The organism is Roseibacterium elongatum DSM 19469 (genome assembly GCF_000590925.1).
In the GTDB taxonomy this organism is placed as follows: Bacteria; Pseudomonadota; Alphaproteobacteria; order Rhodobacterales; family Rhodobacteraceae; genus Roseibacterium; species Roseibacterium elongatum.
Genome location: NZ_CP004372.1, coordinates 1719503 through 1737846, shown reverse-complemented (window position 1 = coordinate 1737846; position 18344 = coordinate 1719503). Strand labels below are relative to the sequence as shown.

General features: G+C 67.0%; 12 protein-coding genes and 3 pseudogenes. 11 read left to right on the top strand and 4 right to left on the bottom strand.

Annotated features, from left to right (window positions below):
* Window positions 1–5: 5 nt before the first annotated feature.
* The 3 genes from ROSELON_RS08410 to ROSELON_RS08400 are packed head-to-tail and all read left to right on the top strand — an operon-like array spanning window position 6 to window position 3745.
* On the top strand, window positions 6–275 hold the full coding sequence (locus tag ROSELON_RS08410) for a sarcosine oxidase subunit delta (protein ID WP_025311969.1): 270 nt from the start codon (window positions 6–8) through the stop codon (window positions 273–275).
* The gene (locus tag ROSELON_RS08405; protein ID WP_025311968.1) at window positions 265–3198 is read left to right on the top strand and encodes a sarcosine oxidase subunit alpha family protein; all 2934 of its coding nucleotides are present in this window, start codon (window positions 265–267) and stop codon (window positions 3196–3198) included. Before ROSELON_RS08410 ends, ROSELON_RS08405 begins: the two co-directional genes overlap by 11 nt.
* Complete coding sequence (locus tag ROSELON_RS08400; RefSeq protein WP_245605435.1) at window positions 3191–3745, top strand: sarcosine oxidase subunit gamma; 555 nt, start codon at window positions 3191–3193, stop codon at window positions 3743–3745. The genes ROSELON_RS08405 and ROSELON_RS08400 overlap by 8 nt, the downstream gene beginning before the upstream one ends.
* On the opposite strand, the gene ROSELON_RS08395 is transcribed toward ROSELON_RS08400, so the two are convergent.
* Entirely contained in the window at window positions 3742–4200 is a 459-nt protein-coding gene (locus ROSELON_RS08395; protein WP_025311966.1) for a hypothetical protein, read from the bottom strand. The genes ROSELON_RS08400 and ROSELON_RS08395 overlap by 4 nt on opposite strands.
* 189 nt (window positions 4201–4389) lie before the next feature.
* On the opposite strand from ROSELON_RS08395, the pseudogene dnaG reads away from it, so the two are divergent.
* The 6 genes and pseudogenes from dnaG (at window position 4390) to ROSELON_RS08370 (ending at window position 10600) form a co-directional block, all read left to right on the top strand.
* Window positions 4390–6320 (top strand): annotated as a pseudogene (dnaG, locus tag ROSELON_RS08390) (DNA primase).
* Between the two features lie 116 nt (window positions 6321–6436).
* A complete protein-coding gene (gene rpoD / locus ROSELON_RS08385; RefSeq protein WP_025311965.1) occupies window positions 6437–8425 on the top strand; it encodes an RNA polymerase sigma factor RpoD in 1989 nt (662 codons plus the stop codon).
* A gap of 830 nt (window positions 8426–9255) precedes the next feature.
* Window positions 9256–9453 (top strand): hypothetical protein, encoded by a 198-nt coding sequence (locus tag ROSELON_RS18175; RefSeq protein WP_156945901.1) that lies wholly within the window; start codon window positions 9256–9258, stop codon window positions 9451–9453.
* Window positions 9454–9502: 49 nt separating this feature from the next.
* Window positions 9503–9736 carry a hypothetical protein gene (locus tag ROSELON_RS08380; RefSeq protein WP_038650329.1) on the top strand — a complete coding sequence of 78 codons (234 nt, stop codon included), beginning with the start codon at window positions 9503–9505 and terminating at the stop codon, window positions 9734–9736.
* A 67-nt stretch (window positions 9737–9803) separates the two neighbouring features.
* The gene (locus tag ROSELON_RS08375) at window positions 9804–10073 is read left to right on the top strand and encodes an HlyU family transcriptional regulator (RefSeq protein WP_025311963.1); all 270 of its coding nucleotides are present in this window, start codon (window positions 9804–9806) and stop codon (window positions 10071–10073) included.
* Between the two features lie 98 nt (window positions 10074–10171).
* Window positions 10172–10600 (top strand): cytochrome c family protein, encoded by a 429-nt coding sequence (locus ROSELON_RS08370; protein WP_156945900.1) that lies wholly within the window; start codon window positions 10172–10174, stop codon window positions 10598–10600.
* A 19-nt stretch (window positions 10601–10619) separates the two neighbouring features.
* Here ROSELON_RS08370 and meaB read toward each other — a convergent pair.
* Window positions 10620–11602 (bottom strand): annotated as a pseudogene (gene meaB, locus ROSELON_RS08365) (methylmalonyl Co-A mutase-associated GTPase MeaB).
* Window positions 11603–11659: 57 nt separating this feature from the next.
* On the opposite strand from meaB, the gene ROSELON_RS08360 reads away from it, so the two are divergent.
* Window positions 11660–12421, top strand: coding sequence for a DUF3108 domain-containing protein (locus ROSELON_RS08360; protein ID WP_156945899.1), 762 nt, complete (start codon window positions 11660–11662; stop codon window positions 12419–12421).
* 7 nt (window positions 12422–12428) lie between these two features.
* A pseudogene (gene hrpB / locus ROSELON_RS08355) lies at window positions 12429–14844 on the top strand (ATP-dependent helicase HrpB).
* Here the strand turns inward: hrpB and ROSELON_RS08350 are convergent.
* Window positions 14736–15956 carry a DUF2235 domain-containing protein gene (locus ROSELON_RS08350; RefSeq protein ID WP_245605434.1) on the bottom strand — a complete coding sequence of 407 codons (1221 nt, stop codon included), beginning with the start codon at window positions 15954–15956 and terminating at the stop codon, window positions 14736–14738. The pseudogene hrpB and the gene ROSELON_RS08350 sit on opposite strands and share 109 nt — an antisense overlap.
* A gap of 55 nt (window positions 15957–16011) precedes the next feature.
* The gene (locus ROSELON_RS08345) at window positions 16012–18315 is read right to left on the bottom strand and encodes a xanthine dehydrogenase family protein molybdopterin-binding subunit (protein WP_025311957.1); all 2304 of its coding nucleotides are present in this window, start codon (window positions 18313–18315) and stop codon (window positions 16012–16014) included.
* Window positions 18316–18344 lie beyond the last annotated feature (29 nt).

Sequence of the window (18344 nt, the reverse complement as noted above, 5' to 3'; positions counted from 1 at the left end):
ACCAGATGCACATTCCTTGCCCCCTTTGCGGGGAGCGCGACATCCGCGAGTTTACCTATAAGGGGCACGAGACCTATCTGGCCCGCCCTGCCGCAGGGTCGGCGCAGCCCCTGTGGGACGACTACCTGCACAACCGCGAGAACCCGGCGGGCCGCACGCGCGACCTGTGGTTTCACGGCCAGGGCTGTGGCGCATGGCTGCTGGTGACGCGCGATACGGTCACGCATCAGGTCTTGGGGGCGCACCTGTCGCGGGAGGCCGATGATGCGGGTTGAGGGGCGCGGTCGCATCGACCGGTCGCGCACGGTCAAGTTCAGCTTCAACGGCACGACGCTGTCGGGCTTTCCGGGCGACACGCTCGCCTCGGCCCTGCTGGCGCGCGGCAGGCGGCTGGTGGGGCGCTCGTTCAAGTATCACCGCCCGCGCGGCATCCTGACCGCCGGGTCCGAAGAACCCAACGCCCTGATGGAAATCGGCGAAGGGGCGGCCATGGTCCCGAATGTCCGCGCCACAATGCAGGAGATCCACGAAGGGCTGGTCGCCCACAGCCAGAACCACCTCGGCCCGCTGGAGCGTGACCTGCTGGCGGTGAACGATGTCCTCTCGCCGGTCCTGAGCGCCGGGTTCTACTACAAGACGTTCATGTGGCCGCGCGGGTTCTGGGAACGGGTGTACGAACCTGTGATCCGCCGCGCCGCCGGTCTGGGCCGGGTGACGCGCACGCCCGCCCCCAGCGACAACGAACGCGCCTATGCGTATTGCGATCTGCTGGTGATCGGGGGCGGGCCGGCGGGGTTGATGGCGGCACTGACCGCCGCGCAGGCCGGGGCGGATGTCATTCTTGCAGAAGAAAGCAGCGAGGTCGGCGGGCGGCTGCTGTCCGAGACGCAAGAGATCGACGGTGAGGCTGCGCAGCTTTGGGTCGACGGTGTCGTCAGATCGCTTAAGGCGTCTGGCCGCGTGCGCATCATGGCGCGCACCACCGTGACCGGGGTTTATGACGGGCTGACCTTTGGCGCCCTGGAACGCGTCGGCCTGCACCTGCCCGGCGCAGCCGACCTGCCACGCGAATGCTTCTGGCGCATCCGCGCGAAACAGGCCGTGCTTGCGGCGGGCGCATTGGAACGGCCCATCGCCTTTCCCGACAACGATCGCCCCGGCATCATGATGGCCAGCGCGGTTCGCAGCTACCTCAACCGCTATGGGGTCGCGGCGGGCCGGAACGTGACGCTGTTTGCCACCAACGACGCCGCCCATGATGTCGCGGTCGAGTTGCAAGAGGCCGGGGTGCGCGTCGCCGCCGTGATTGACAGCCGCGCGGGCGTCGCGGCCAAGGGCGATTACCACCTGATCGATGGCGCGCAGGTCGTGGGCAGCAAGGGGCGGCTGGCCTTGCGCGAAATCACGGTGCGCGAGGCAGGTGGCAAGACGCACCAGATCGTCACCGATTGCCTTGGCCTTTCGGGCGGGTGGACCCCGTCTGTTCATCTGACCTGTCACCTTGGGGCACGGCCCGTGTGGGATGCGGGGCTGAGCGCATTTCTGCCCGCCCCCAACGCCGTGCCGGGGCTGATCCCGGCAGGGGCCTGCAACGGGGCGTTTTCGACCGCATCCTGCCTGCAGCAGGGGCACGACGCCGCGCTGCGGGCCCTGGACGCGCTCGGCATCACGCCACAGACCGTCGACATCCCGCAGGCATCGGACGTGACCGGCGGGGGGCAGGCCCTTTGGTGTGTCGAGGGCAAAGGCCGCGCCTGGCTCGATTTCGCGAATGACGTGACGACCAAGGACGTTCGGCAGGCCGCAAAGGAAAACTTTGCTTCGGTCGAGCATATGAAACGCTACACGACGCAGGGCATGGCCCCGGACCAGGGGAAGAATTCCAACATTTCCGCGCTCGCCGTTCTGGCCGATACCACCGGGCGCGGCATTCCCGAAACGGGGACCACAACCTATCGCCCGCCCTTTGTCCCGGTTTCCATCGGGGCGATGGGTGCGGGCGCGACCGGCAAGGGGTTCGCGCCGGAACGCCTGACGACCTCGCACGCGGCGACATGCGCGCGCGGCGCGCCGATGATCGAGGCAGGGCTGTGGTATCGGCCCAGCTATTTCCCGCGCGAGGGCGAAAGCCACTGGCGCCAGTCCTGCGACCGCGAGGTCACGATGGTGCGGGAGGCCGTGGGCGTGGTCGATGTCTCGACCCTCGGCAAGATCGACATCCAGGGGCCGGATGCGGGCGCGTTCCTCGACCTCGTCTATTGCAACGCCTTCTCGACGCTCAAGGTCGGGCGCACGCGCTACGGGTTGATGCTGCGCGAGGATGGGCATGTGATGGATGACGGCACCACCGCACGACTGGGGGAAACCCACTACCTCATGACCACCACGACCGCCGCCGCCGGACAGGTGATGCAGCATCTGGAATTCGTGCACCAAGGCCTGCGCCCCGACCTGGATGTGCGCTTCATCAGCGTGACCGAGCAATGGGCGCAATTCGCCGTGGCGGGGCCAAAATCGCGCGAGGTGCTGAACGGGGTGCTGGACCAGCCCATCGATGACGCACGCTTCCCCTTCATGGCCTGTGGCGAGGTCGGGGTGTTGGGCGTGACAGGACGGCTGTTCCGCATCTCGTTTTCCGGCGAACATGCCTACGAGGTCGCCGTGCCTGCCCGCTACGGCGCCGCGCTGTTCGACACCCTGGTCGCCCGCGCCGAGCAGGTGGGGGGCGGCGCCTACGGAATGGAGGCGCTGAACGTGCTGCGTATCGAAAAAGGGTTCATCACCCATGCCGAAATCCATGGCCGCGTCACCGCCGACGATATCGGGTTCGGGCGCATGGTCTCGGCCAAGAAGGACTGCATCGGCAAGGTCGCCTCAGAACGCCCCGGCCTGTCGGGCGAGACGCGCGAGCAATTGATCGGCCTGCGCCCCATCCACCCGGCCAAGGATCTGCCGGCCGGCGCGCATCTGTTTCCGCGCGGGGCCGAACCGAAGGCGGCGAATGATCAGGGCTACATCACCTCGGCCTGCTATTCGCCGACACTGGAGGGGTATATCGCGCTCGGCTTTCTGCGCAACGGCCGCGCCCGGCACGGAGAGCGGGTGCGCGTCGTCGATCACCTGCGCGGCGTGGACGTGACCTGCGATGTCTGCGATCCGGTCATGTTCGACCCTGACGGAGGGCGCGCCCGTGGCTGACATCCCCCTGCCCCCCCGGTCCGCGGCGGCGGGCCTGCTGCCGGAAACGGCCGGAAATGTCACCCTGTCCGAGGCCGCTCAGGCCCGGATCTGGGCCATCCTGCCCTTTTCTGGCCAGGTGCCGAAGCTGTCCGACGCGATGCTGGCCGCCCATGGTGTGCGTTTCCCGTCCCCCGGCACACTCGCGCAAGCCGGTGACCTTCGCGCCGTCTGGAGCGGGCTGGACCAATGCTTTCTCTTCGGTGTGCCGGACCAAAGCCTCGCCGCCCATGCCGCCCTTGTCGATCAGTCCGACAGTTGGGCCCACATGATCCTCGAGGGGGGCGACGCGCGTGCCGTGCTGGCCCGCCTTGTTCCCGTCGACCTGTCGGACGCGGCCTTGCCGCAGGGGCGCGTGATCCGCAGCGGGCTGGGCCACATGCAGGCGTTGATCCTGCGCGCGGCCCCGGATCGCTTCGAGATCCTCGTGTTCCGCTCGATGGCCGGCACGGCGGTGCACGAGATCACGCGCGCCATGCGCACGGTGGCGGCCCGCGCCGCGCTTTAGTCGCGCAGCGGCGGCTCCGGCACAAAATCGATCCCGTCCGGGCCGTCCAGCATCTGCATCGCCTCGGACAAGGGGGCGCCGGGGGCAAGATGCTCGAAGCCGCGCAGCGCCGTGTGAAACGCGCTTTCGGTCAGGATCTCTTCGACCCGGTCGGGAAAGAGCGACAGGACGTAAACCGTGCCAAAGCTGCGGCTGGTGCGTTCGACGACGATCAACTCCGGGATCGTATCGCCGGTGTGATCGGACGCCCCGCTGACATAGAGTTGGAACCGGCCCGGATCGGGCGGCAGACGCCAGACCGGCACCCCATCGTGCAGAACACGCAAGCCGCCCTCGGGCGTGGTGCGCTCGACGGTGTATCCCGTCGCCCCCACCCCGCTGGCCGCATTTGCCGCGGTGGACAGGCCGACGAGGGCGACAAGGATGGCAAGTGATTTCGGCTGAAAACGGCGCATGACCCCTCGCAATCTGAAAAGCGGTTCGTCGTGCGAGGTGTCGCACCGAACCCGCCTGCGGTGCCTTGACGAAGGTCAAGCCCGGCCCGGCCGTAGCCATCGCAAAAGACTTGTGGATTATCCGGCATCCCGGTCGCCGTCTGCGTCGCGCGACTGGACTCGGGCATGTGGCGCCCCGATATATGGAACATGAGCCTGCCCCCCGGATTCCTTGACGAGCTACGATCGCGCACCTCGCTGGCGCAGGTGGTCGGGCGCAAGGTCATCTGGGACAATCGCAAATCGAACCAGGCCAAGGGCGACATGTGGGCGCCCTGCCCCTTTCACCAGGAAAAGACGGCCAGCTTTCACGTCGATGACCGCAAGGGGTTCTATTACTGCTTTGGCTGCCATGCCAAGGGCGACGCCATCGGCTTCGTGAAAGAGACCGAGAATGTCGGCTTCATGGAGGCGGTCGAGATCCTGGCCCGCGAAGCGGGCATGCAGATGCCCGCCCGCGACCCGCGCGCGCAGGAAAAGGCCGATCACGCCACCCAGCTTGCCAATGCGACCGAGGCGGCGGTGGCCCATTTCCGCCTGCAACTCAAGACCGCGGCCGCGGCCGAGGCGCGCGCCTATCTGGACCGGCGCGGCCTGAGCCAGGCCACGCTGGCCGTTTCGAGATCGGCTTTGCCCCGGCGCAGCGGCAGGGGGCCTTTACCGCCCTGACGGGCAAGGGGCTGCCTGCCGAGCATGTGATCGAGTCCGGGATCGCGACGCGCCCCGACGATGGCGGCGCACCCTATGACGCGTTTCGCGACCGCATCACCTTTCCCATCCGCGACACGCGCGGGCGCTGCATCGGCTTTGGCGGGCGCGCGATGGACCCCAACGCGCGTGCCAAATACCTCAACAGCCGCGAGACCCCGCTCTTCGACAAGGGCCGCGCCCTCTACAACCACGCCCCCGCCCGCGAGGCGGCGGGCAAGGGCCATCCGCTGATCGTGGCCGAGGGCTACATGGACGTGATCGCGCTGGTTCAGGCCGGGTTCGAGGGGGCCGTCGCCCCCCTTGGCACCGCCATCACCGAGGACCAGTTGCAACTGCTGTGGCGCATCGCGCCGGAACCCGTCATCGCGCTGGATGGCGACAAGGCGGGCCTGCGCGCCGCGATGCGGCTGATCGATCTTGCGCTGCCGCACCTGTCGCCCGAACGCAGCCTGCGGTTCTGCCTGATGCCCGAGGGGCTGGACCCCGACGACCTGATCAAGACACGTGGGCCAAAGGCCATGCAGGACGCGCTGGACGGCGCAGATCCGCTGGTCGACCTGCTGTGGCGGCGCGAGACCGATGGGCAGAGCTTCGATACCCCCGAACGGCGCGCGGCGCTGGACCGGCGGCTGCGCCAGGCGGTGGGCCGCATTCCCGACACCTCGTTGAAACGCCATTACGCCGAGGCGCTGGCCGACAAGCGGCGCGCGCTGTTTCGACCGGCCCGCAGCCCGATGGGTCAAAGGGGTGGCTGGCGGCCGCGCGGCTTTGCCGAGGCCGCCAGCCCCCTGGCCCATACGCGCGCACTGGCCACGACGCTGGATGGCGAGGCGCTGCGCGTCGCGCTGATCCTGACGACGCTGGTGCGGTTTCCCGACCTGATCGACCAGTACGAGGACCGTCTCGAGCGCCTTGCGCCCCGCGACGCCGAACAGGCCCGCCTGGCAAATCACCTGCTGGCCACCGAGTCGCGCACGCCCGATGCCCTGCGCAGTGAAATAATGGCCGCTGGCCTTGGCCCGACCCTTGAAAGCCTCGAGGCCACGGGCCATCTGCGCGTAACACCGTTTCTCATCGGTGCCGGAGATGTGGAACAGGCGGCGATCTGCCTTGGCGAGGAATTCGCGAAACACGCCGCGGCCCACGCGATCGAAGAGGAAATGGCCGAGGCGCTCGAGGATCTCGGCCAGACCACGGACGGAGAAGACGCGACACTGTCCTTTCGCCTGAATCAGGCCGTCCGCAGCAAGCACGCCGCCCTCTCGCCCCGCGATGACGGCCCCGCCGAGCAATTCGGCGACACACAGGAGGCCCGCGCCGCCTTCCATGAGTTGCTAAACAGCGCCGGTCGCGCGAAGAAAAGGCCGTGACCGCCCTATGCGAATCAGTGATTCGCGCTAAATGATTGGTTGCGAACGCAAGGGTCACGCCGCATGGTTCCCGAATCCGGGCGCGGCGCGCTCAAGCCGAACAAGGATATTTGCCCATGGCCAAAGACACCGACGATCGAAAGGCGGAAGGCGACGAGCCCGAAATCGGACTCGACATGAGCCAGGCCGCCGTCAAGAAAATGATCGCCGAGGCCAAGGCGCGCGGATACATCACCTACGACCAACTCAACACCGTTCTGCCGCCCGAACAGGTCAGCTCGGAGCAGATCGAGGACGTGATGTCGATGCTCAGCGAGATGGGCATCAACGTCATCGAGGATGAGGAAGCCGAAGACACCGACGAGCAAAAGGAATCGACCGACGTGGTCGAGACCTCGACCTCGCGCGAGGTGGCCGTCGCCCAGACCGAGACCGAGAAACTCGACCGTACCGACGACCCCGTGCGCATGTACCTGCGCGAGATGGGCAGCGTCGAGTTGCTGAGCCGCGAGGGCGAGATCGCAATCGCCAAACGCATCGAAGCCGGCCGCAACACGATGATCGCCGGTCTGTGCGAGTCGCCCCTGACCTTTCAGGCGATCACGATCTGGCGCGACGAATTGCTGGACGAGGACATCCTGCTGCGCGATGTGATCGACCTGGACGCGACTTTCGGCAACCAGCTGGACGATGAGGAGGATAGCGCCCCCGTCGTCGAAACCCTGACCCCCGGCGCCGCGCCCAAGCCCGAAGCCAAGAGCGATCAGCCCGAACTGGACGCCGACGGCAATCCGATTGCCAAGGACGACGACGACGACGAGGACGAGCAGGCCAATATGAGCCTTGCCGCGATGGAGGCCGCGCTGAAGCCGCGCGTGCTGGAAACCCTCGACCGTATCGCCGATGATTACGCGCGTCTGGCGGAAATGCAGGATTTGCGCATCTCGGCCACCTTGAACGAGGATGCCAGCTTTTCCACCGATGACGAGGCCGAGTATCAGCAACTGCGCTCGGAAATCGTCGAGCTGGTGAACGAGCTTCACCTGCACAACAACCGCATCGAGGCGCTGATCGACCAGCTATACGGCATCAACCGCCGCATCATGTCGATCGACAGCGCGATGGTGAAACTGGCTGATCAGGCCCGCATCAACCGCCGCGAATTCATCGAGGAATATCGCGGGTCCGAGCTGGACCCGTCGTGGGTGGACCGCATGACGGGCAAGTCGGGCCGGGGCTGGCAGGCCCTGATGGACCGTTCGCGCCCCAAGGTCGAAGAGCTGCGCGCCGACATGGCGCAGGTCGGCACCTATGTGGGGCTCGACATCCAGGAATTCCGCCGCATCGTGGCGCAGGTCCAGAAGGGCGAGAAAGAGGCCCGTCAGGCCAAGAAGGAAATGGTCGAGGCGAACCTGCGCCTCGTGATCTCCATCGCCAAGAAATACACCAACCGTGGGCTGCAATTCCTCGACCTGATCCAGGAGGGGAACATCGGCCTGATGAAGGCTGTGGACAAGTTCGAATACCGCCGCGGCTACAAGTTCTCGACCTACGCGACCTGGTGGATCCGGCAGGCCATCACGCGGTCCATCGCGGATCAGGCCCGCACGATCCGCATCCCGGTTCATATGATCGAGACGATCAACAAGCTGGTGCGCACCGGCCGCCAGATGCTGCACGAGATCGGCCGCGAGCCGACGCCCGAGGAACTGGCCGAAAAGCTGCAGATGCCGCTGGAAAAGGTTCGCAAGGTGATGAAGATCGCCAAGGAGCCGATTTCGCTGGAGACGCCCATCGGCGACGAGGAAGACAGCCAGCTTGGCGATTTCATCGAGGACAAGAATGCCGTCCTGCCGCTGGATTCCGCCATTCAGGAAAACCTCAAGGAAACCACGACCCGCGTTCTGGCCTCGCTCACCCCGCGCGAGGAACGCGTGCTGCGCATGCGTTTCGGCATCGGGATGAACACCGACCATACGCTGGAAGAGGTCGGCCAGCAGTTCAGCGTGACCCGCGAACGCATCCGCCAGATCGAGGCGAAGGCGCTGCGCAAGCTGAAGCACCCCAGCCGAAGCCGGAAACTGCGGAGCTTCCTCGATCAGTGAGTGGTTGTGGCAAGACTTGGCCGGCGGCCTTGACGTCTCTTGCCGCGGACCGACGGTCGCAGGTGTTGGCCCGCAAAATCCTGCTCTTGCGCCAGCTTCGGCGTCCATCCCGCAGAAACCTTTATTCGCATTGCACGCGGCCCTGTCTGTAAGGGCCGACTACGGCATCTTTGGCCGAGGGGTGTTTGCGACGCGACGCTGAGCCACTCCCCCGGACGGCGAGGCCCTGTGATTGATATCCGCGATGGCATTCTCGCAATATCAGACTGCAAAGATCCTTTTGAACACGCCATATCTCCTGCAAATGGCGCATCCAGATTGTGCCCAAATAGAACCGGGCGGTGGACTAACTATCGACTCGAAGTGTTTCAGCCCAGCCAAATCCGAGCACGTCCGGTCGCGTGGGCGGCCGGTTGATGCGCGCCAATCCTCGAGAAAGTGTCATGACGCCGGATCACGTACCTCGGCCCGCCGTCGCGCCGGATTCGACGACACCACGGATTTCAGGTCTTTGGCGTCCGGGCGCACGATGACCAATCACCGATGTGTCGGTTTATCTTTGGCTACACGCGAAAACTCCGCGTGAATTGCCTGACCATCCGCCACCGGCTTGCCATGACAAAGACAGCTGACTTTGACCGGGGCGAAGCGTGCCCCTGAAATGAATTGGTGCTGATGTATTCCGTATGGACGCGTTTGCTCTGAATGAGAAGTCGATCCGATTTCCCGAGGTCGAAACCGTGACATCGTGGGTTAGTGGGCCATCCTGCCAGCCATGTGAAACGGTTGCACGACCCGGTCGATTCAGATTGATAACGACCTGGTGTGGCATGAGCGACGCACTCGAATTGGGATCAAGCCTGCAGTCAAAGGTTTCCGCCGGCGAATTGGACGCAAGAATGCTGATGGCAGCGGCAGCGAGCAGGGTTTTTGTAGGCATCGTATCGTCTTTCTTCAGTCAAATCTTTTTATCGGCAAAAGGCCGATCTTTTCGGATGGCCGTTCTCTTGCTAGTCACAGTCCGTTAGCAGGAACATTTACGCATACTCGACAAAAATTGGCAAAGTATAGAATCGCATGTCCGCCATCCGCTCCTTCCTCGCTGACATCCCTTATTCCATCCTGATCGTCCTTTGCCTGACACTCGGCCTGTCGCCCTTTTTCCCCGAGCCGCATATCTGGGAGAAACTCAAGATGCTGGCCGCCGGGGAACTCACCCGACCGCTGGACATCTTCGACCTTCTGCTGCACGCGACGCCGTGGCTGGTGTTGATGGCCAAACTGACATGGGGACGACAGCGGGCCGGATGATCGCTCCGGTTGCGCGGCCCGGATAAGCCCCTACCTGTCGGGGGCACAGGCAAACGGAGGAATCGCCATGTCCCTGTTCTCGAAACTCTTCGGCGGCAAGGGCACGCCCGAGGTCGAGCCCGAACTCTACAAGGGCTTTCGCATCTATCCGGCGCCACAACAGGCCGATGGCGGCTATTTGCTGGGGGCCCGGATCGAGAAGGATCTCGATGGCGACACCAAGGTGCATCACCTGATCCGGGCCGACCGGTTCCAGAGCGCGGACGAGGTCGCGCCCTATGCGATCCTCAAGGCAAAGCAGGTGATCGACGAACAGGGTGACCGGCTTTTCGGGTAATCCGCTCGCCCAAAACCACTTACCTGTTGCAATTGCAATAGTTGGACTGCTCTCCTATCATGCCCCGGCGCGAATGTGGGAGGAGATGGGAGGGCAATATGTCCTTAAGTTCATATTTTGCGGTTGGCGCGGTGTGTCTGGCGGTCAGTGCCACGGCCGCCTTTGCCCAAGGCACGGGCGCCGGATACACCGGCTACGGGTTCAACCTGTTTCAGGAGAACTGCGCCGTATGCCATGGTACGATGGGGCATGGCGATGGCTCGGTTGCAGAGCTGTTTGCGGTTGCGCCAAGTGATCTGTCCATGCTGGCGGCGGCAAACGACGGAGTCTTTCCCTTTGACGCCGTGATGGCCTCGATCGACGGGCGCCAGATGGTGCGCGGGCACGGTAGCGAGATGCCGGTTTGGGGCACCTTGCTGTCGACCGAGGCGCAGGCCATGATCCTGCCCAACGCCGCGACGGCGGAGGAGGTGGTGCAGGGGCGTATCCTGGCCCTGACCTATTTCCTTCAGTCGGTACAGCGCTGATCGGAAAACCTGAGCGAGGTCAGGCCGAAGACAGCCGGGCAAGCATTTGCCCGGCCGCAGCGTCCGGCGTAAGCCGCCCCTCGGCCACGTCTTGCGCACGATCGGCCATGGCCGCGCGGATCTCGGGATCGGTGTGCAGCTTGCGCAACAGGCCCCAGCGGACCTCTTCCTCGAACCAATGGGCCGCCTGTTCGGCACGCCGCCGGTCCCACCAGCCGCTTGTCTTGCGCGCCTCGGCAAGGGTTTGCATATCTTCCCACGCGGCCGCAACCCGCTGCCCTCGACGGCCGAGACCGGCAGGGCCTTGGGAAACCCCTCGGGGTCCTGCGGGCGTTTGCGCAGCAGCCTGAGGGCCCCGGAATAGTCCGACACCGTGCGCGTGGCCGTCGCCTTGAGGTCGCCATCGGCCTTGTTGATCAGGATCAGGTCAGCCATTTCCATGATGCCGCGCTTGACGCCCTGCAACTCGTCGCCGCCCGCCGGCGCCAACAGCAGGACGAACAGGTCGCACATCTCGGCCACCATGGTCTCGGATTGGCCGACACCGACCGTTTCGATCAGCACCACGTCGAACCCCGCCGCCTCGCACAGGGCCACGGCCTCGCGGGTGCGCCGCGCCACGCCGCCCAGTTGCGACGACGAGGGCGAGGGCCGGATGAACGCGCCTTTCTCGCGGCTGAGGCGCTCCATCCGCGTCTTGTCCCCCAGGATCGAGCCCCCTGACCGGGCCGAACTGGGATCGACCGCCAGAACCGCCACACGCAACCCGGCCTCGGTCAGCATCATCCCGAAGGCCTCGATGAAGGTGGATTTGCCCACCCCCGGCGTGCCGGATAGACCGATGCGCAAGGCCTGCCGCCCCGACCCGCGCAACCCCTCCATCAACGCCGTCGCTTTTGCGCGGTGATCGTCGCGCGTGCTTTCCACCAAGGTGACCGCACGGGCCAGCGCACGGCGGTCACCTGACAGGATGCGCCGGGTCAACTCTGCGATTTCGGTCATGGATTGCCTGTCTTTCCCTGTTATCATGCGCCCAGTCTGGAAGGGAGTATTCCGACCGTGCCACCGTTGTTTGCCCGCATCCGCCCCTTTCTGTCCAGCCCGGTCAGGCGTGTGCGTCGCTGCGTTCTGGCGGGTCTGGCGGGCCTGGTCATTGCGATGGCGCCGCAGGCGAAGGCCCAGGACAATTTCGCCTTCGATGTCATCTACGGGCCGCTTACCGTGGCCCGGATCGCGGTCGCCCATCGCGAGAGCGGCAATGCCTACGCCGTCGGCGCGAACATTCGCGCGACCGGCTTGGCCGCCGCCTTTGCCCGGGTGAATTTCCGCCTGAACGCCGAGGGCGTGTTCGGATCGCCGCGGCTGAGTGCGCTCAGCTACCGCGAAACCGTCGATACCGGCCAGCGCCAAAGTGCGGTGGACATGATCTGGCGCGGCGGCACGCCTGTCGTCCGCAGCCAGCAGGCCGGTACGGCGACCCCGGTTCCGCCATCCCGCGCACAAGGATCGGTCGATCCACTGACCGCGATGTACCGTCTGGCTCGGGCCCGCCCGGAAAACCAGCTCTGCAACTGGAGCGCGTCGATCTATGACGGTGCGCGTCTGGCCTCGGTCACCGTCGGCAGCCCGCGGCGCAGCGGCGATGTCATCACCTGCAACGCCACGCATCGCCGGCTGGAGGGGTTTCCCGCCGACGATCTGGCACGGCACCCGCATTTCAACTTCACCGCGACATTCGAGCCCGTGGGCGATCTTTGGCATCTGACCGAGGTCGCTTCGCCCACGATCTACGGCACGGTCCGCATCGTGCGACGGAACTGACGCCGCGGTGACCCTGCCCATCGACACGATCCTGCCAGAGCTGATCGCGGCCCTGGAGGCCCAAGGATGCGCTGTTCTGCAGGCCCCGCCCGGCGCGGGCAAGACCACGCGCGTGCCGCTGGCGCTGTTGCAGGCCGGCAGTTTCAAAGGCCGGCTGTTGATGCTGGAACCCCGCCGACTTGCGGCGCGCGCCGCCGCCGAACGCATGGCCGACACGCTTGGCGAGACCGTGGGGGGCACGGTCGGCTACCGCATCCGGGGCGAGGCGCGCGTGTCCAAGGAAACACGGATCGAGGTGGTGACCGAGGGCATCCTGACCCGCATGATCCAGGACGATCCGGACCTTGCCGGGGTCGGTGCGCTTGTGTTCGACGAATTCCACGAACGCTCGCTCAATGCCGATCTGGGTCTTGCCTTGGCGTGGGAAGTGCGCGGCGCCCTGCGGCCCGATCTGCGCCTGCTGGTGATGTCGGCGACGCTCGATGCCGGGCCGGTCGCGGCGATGCTGGACGATGCCCCCCTCGTCACCTCGCAGGGGCGGGCCTTTCCGGTGACAACCCGCTGGCTCGACCGCCCGCTGCCCCGCGACACCCGGTGGGAGGGCGAGATGGCGCAACTGATCCAACAGGCCATGGCCGAGGCGCCCGGCGGTTGCCTTGCCTTCCTGCCCGGTGAGGGCGAGATCCGGCGCGTCGCGGCGCTGCTTGAGGGTCGTTTGCCGTCCGACGTGCATCTGCGCCCGCTATACGGCCCGATGCCTTTTGCCGAGCAGCGCGCCGCCATCCGCCCCGAGGCACGGGGGCGCAAGCTCGTGCTGGCCACGTCCATCGCCGAAACCTCGCTGACCATCGAGGATGTGCGCATCGTCGTCGATGGTGGCCGGTCGCGGCGGGCGCGGTTCGATCCCGGCAGCGGCATGTCGCGGCTGGTGACCGAACCCGTCAGCCGCGCCGAGGCCGAGCAGCGCCGCGGGCGTGCGGGCCGCGTGGCCGAGGGGGTCTGCTATCGCCTTTGGACCAAGGGGCAGGAGGGCGCGCTGCCGGCCTTTCCCCCGGCCGAGATCGAGGCCACCGATCTGGCGGGCCTTGCCCTGGAACTGGCCGCCTGGGGCGCGGATGACGGGCTTGCCTTTCTGACGCCCCCGCCCGAGGGCGCCATGGCCGAGGCCCGCGCCCTGTTGCAGGGGTTGGGGGCGCTGGACGCGGCGGGCCGCATCACCGCGCATGGCCGCGCGCTGGTGCGCCTGCCGCTGCATCCGCGCCTCGGGCATCTGGTCCGCCTTGGCGGCCCCGGTGCGGCGCGCCTGGCCGCGCTTCTGGCCGAGCGTGACCCCCTGCGGGGGCGGGGCGCCGATCTGGCGCTGAGGCTGCGCGCCCTTGATGACCCTGCGGCGATGGGGGCCGATCGCGGGGCCGTCGCCCGCATCCGGCAGGAGGCCAAGCGCCTCGCGCGGTTCGAGGATGGTCCACCCCTGTCGCTTGGCGCGCAGGCCGCGCTGGCCTATCCTGATCGGGTCGGCCTGCGGCGCAAGGGCGGTGCCCCGCGCTACGTCCTGTCGGGCGGCAAGGGCGCCGTTCTGCCCGAGGGCGACAGCCTGGCCGGTCAACGCCTGATCGTCGCGACCGACCTCGACGGCGACCCGCGCGAGGCACGGATTCGGCAGGCCGCCGTGCTGTCCGAGGCCGAATTGCGCGCCAGTCATGGCGACACCATCCGCTGGGTCGAGACCTGTCGCTGGTCGCGACGCCACCGCCGGGTCGAGGCGCGGCGCCAAGAGAGGTTCGGCGCCCTTGTTCTGGAGGACCGTGCGTGGAAAGACGCCCCCCCTCGAGGCGGTTACCGCGGCCCTGCTCGATGGCATCCGCGACCTGGGGCTGGATGCGTTGGGGTGGTCGACCCGCGCACGGCTGTTGCGGGCGCGGGTGCGTTTCTCGGGCGTCGCGGACATGTCCGATGCAACACTTCTGGCGCATCTGTCAGATTGGGCCGCGCCCTATCTCGCCGGCATCCGTGATGCCGAGGGGCTGGCCCGGTTCGACCCGGCCGAGGCCCTTATGGACTGGATCGGCTGGGACCGGATGGCCGAGGTCGATCGCCTCGCCCCGCGGGCCTGGACGACGCCGCTGGGGCGCGCCCTGTCCATCGACTATTCCGGCGCGGTGCCCGAGGTGGCCGTGCGCCTGCAAGAGGTGTTCGGCGTCACGACGCATCCGACCGTCGGACATGACCGCCTGCCGGTGCGCCTGGTGCTGCTGTCGCCGGCGCAACGCCCGGTGCAGGTGACGACCGATCTGCCGGGGTTCTGGGACGGCTCCTATGCCGATGTGCGCAAGGATATGCGCGCGCAATACCCCAAGCATCCCTGGCCCGAGGACCCGCGCAGCGCCGAGGCGACCCTGCGCGCGATCCGGCGCAAATCATGATCCGTCTCCTGATGTCGGCGCGACCGCCGCGCGCCAGCGCGGCCACCGCCGTCGTGGGCGCAGGCCGCAGGCCGAGCCACGCGGCAACGCCCCCGCTCAGGCTGGAACGGTCGGCGCGGGGGATGGCGCGTCGGGCAGGTCAGACCACGCGCCACCGCCGCCGGACGCGCGCTGGGGTGCAGGTATTCCGACGGGTCCAGCCCGACATGGCGGCGATGGCGCAACAGGAAATATTTGCCCGCCCCCATGAAGGTGCCGATCGATGGCGCGGTCGCGTCCGTCACGTAACGGTGCCGCCACACCATCGGGAGTGGCAGGCCCGCGGCCTCGGCCTCTTGCAGCATCCAGACCAGCGGGATGTTCGACAGGCCGCGCGCCGGCGACCAGCCGTCGATCTGCCCGCCCACATCGCCATGGGTGCCGCGAAACCACATCTGCTGCACATGGCGCGGCGCCGCGTCGTCCGGCGGGCAGGTCCACATGACGGGCGCATAGACATCCCGCGTCTCGTCCAGGGCGAGGGCCTGCCGCGCCGCCCGGACCGATGGCCCCAGGATGTGGGAATGGAACGGATGCGGCATGGGCAAGAGCCGCCACAGGATCGGCCAGCGGATGCCGAGGGCGCGCACCGTGTCGTAGACCCCCAGGAAATCCACGGTCACGCGCTCATGGCAGCGCGCGGCCCTCAGGGCACGCGCCTCGGCGCTTTGGGGGGCGTGGCGGTAGCAGTCATAGACCCGGTCCAGCGTGTCCTCATCGACCTGCGCGGGCCGCAGCAGGCCCATCGTGTCGATCAGCCCCGCCAAGGAACGCACCGCATAGGCCCCGCGCGAAAACCCCATCAGGATGATACGGTCGCCGGGCCGGTAATTGCGCGCCAGAAACAGGTAGGCGCGGCGGATCTGCCGGTTGATCCCGATCCCGGCGATGACCTCATGCGCGCGTCGCAGGCCGCGCCACTGGATCCCCGGTTCGTAATAGACCGTGACCGGGGCATCGGAGGGCAGGCCCAGCAGCAGCCGGTAGGTCAGGCCGATATTCGTCTCGTACCCTCGTCGCAGCGAAGACATCGTGCCATCCAGCAGCACCACATGGGTCTGTGGCGGGCGCACCTGTGGCAGGCGCGGCGGGGCGCTGCGGAACCCGACAAGCCGGGCCCATATGCCCCTACTCGGCCGCGATCTTCCCATCGGTCTGATCCTGCAACATCGCCCAGACGCGTGCGGGCGTGAAGGGCATGTCCACCTGCCGGATGCCGAGCGGCCAGAGGGCATCCTGCACCGCATTCGCCACCGCCGCCAGCGCACCGACCGTGCCGGCCTCGCCGCAGCCCTTCATGCCGAGCGGGTTCATGATCGAGGGGACCGGTTGGGTGTAAAAGGCCACAAACGGCGTGTCGTCGGCGCGCGGCATGCCGTAATCCATGAAGGTCGCGGTCAATAGCTGCCCGTCCTCGTCGAACACGACGCGCTCGGTGATGGCTTGCCCGATGCCTTGCGCCACGCCGCCATGGACCTGCCCCTCGGCCAGGCGCGGGTTCATCAGGTTGCCGAAATCATCCACGACCGTGTAGCGCACGACGCGCGTGTCCCCGGTTTCGCGGTCGATCTCGACCTCGGCCACGTGGCACCCGTTGGGGTAGGACCGGCCCGGCAGTTCCTCGTGGCGGGTCGCGCTGCAGAGTTCGGCCTTGCCGGCGGCGCGGGCCCGATCTGCGGCCTCGATCAGCGTCACGACCACGTTCGAGCCGGGCGCGCGGAACACACCCTCTTCCGCATCGAAACTGATCTCGCGCTGGTCCATCTCCTCGGCCAGGAACTCGGTCAGCCCACCGATCAACGCGGTTCCGGCCGACCGCATCGCCATGCCCTGCACCGTGACCGAGCGCGACCCGCCCGTGCCGCCGCCCGTGGCGATGCGGTCACTGTCGCCCTGCACGATCTCGATCGCCTCCAGCGGCAGGCCCGTCTGATCGTGCAGCAGTTGCGCATAGACCGTCTCGTGCCCCTGCCCGTTCGACTGGGTGCCCACATAGACGCGTGCGCCGGTTTCGGTCAGTTCGATGGTCGCGGTCTCGTCCGGGTCGCCCAGGATCGACTCGATGTAGTAGCACACGCCAAGGCCCCGCAGCCGCCCCTGCCCGTAGGACCCGGCGCGGCGATCCTCGAACCCGGCAAGGTCCGCCTCGATCACGGCGCGATCCAGCAACTTGGGGAAATCGCCCACGTCGTACAACTCGCCCGTGGCCGAGCGGTAGGGGAACTGGTCGGGCTTGATGAAATTGCGGCGCCGCAACTCCAGCGGGTCGAGGCCCAACTCGCGCGCGGCATAGTCCATCGCGCGCTCCAGTGCATAGATCGCCTCGGGGCGGCCCGCGCCGCGATAGGCGTCGACTTGCGTGGTGTTGGTGTAGACGCCGCGATTGCGCATGAAGACGGTCTGAATGTCATAGGTGCCGGTCAACACCTTGGAAAACAGCGAAGACTGGATGCCCTGCCCGAATTGCGAGTTGTAGGCCCCGAGGTTCGAGATGCTGTCGACGCGGTAGGCGGTCAGCTTGTAGTCGTCATCGAACCCCAACTCGCAGGTCACGTCGAGGTCGCGGCCCGCATTGTCCGACAGCATCGACTCGGTCCGTTCGGCCATCCAATGCACCGGCTGGCCCAGGTCGCGCGCGGCCAGGGACACAAGGAACTGCTCGGGGTAGCCCATGGCCTTCATGCCGAACCCGCCGCCCACATCGGGCGTGGTGACATGGACGCGCCCGGCCTCCCAGCCGAACCATTTGGCAAGGTCGCGCTTGGGCCCCCAGACCCCCTGCCCGTTCAGGGCAAGGTGGATGCGGTCGCCGTCCATCTCGGCATAGCAGCCGCGCGGTTCCAGGCTGTTGACGATGATGCGGTTGTCATGGGTCGTCAGCGTCACGCGATGGGCCGCGGTCGCCAGCGCGGCCTCGGTCGCGTTGGCATCCCCGATGGCCCAGTCATAGGCGACATTCTCGGGGGCCTCGGAATGAATGGCGGGGCCGCCCGGTGCTAGGTCCAGTTTGACCGGCAAGTCGTCGATATCGACCTCGATCAACTCGGCGGCATCGCGCGCCTGATCAAGTGTTTCGGCCACGACGAAGGCGATGGGGTCACCGACAAAGCGCACGCGCCCCTCGGCGAGGATCGTGCGGTCAGGCGCGGCGCCCTTGCTGCCATCCTGGTTCGGGACGGTGGAAAAGCGCATGGCGTTCTTCAGCCCCTGCGCGGCCAGGTCCTCGGCGGTGTAGACGGCCCGCACACCCGGCGCCGCGCGCGCCTCGGAGGCATTCAGCATCGTGATTTCGCCATGGGCCTGCGTGCTGCGCACCACAACGGCGCGCAACGCGCCCTCGGGGGCGGTGTCGTCGATATAGCGGCCCCGTCCGGTCAGAAAACGCGTATCCTCGACCCGCGTGACTGGCTGGCTGCTGCCGAATTTCGTCATCTCTGATGTCCCCGTGCCATGGCCGTCTT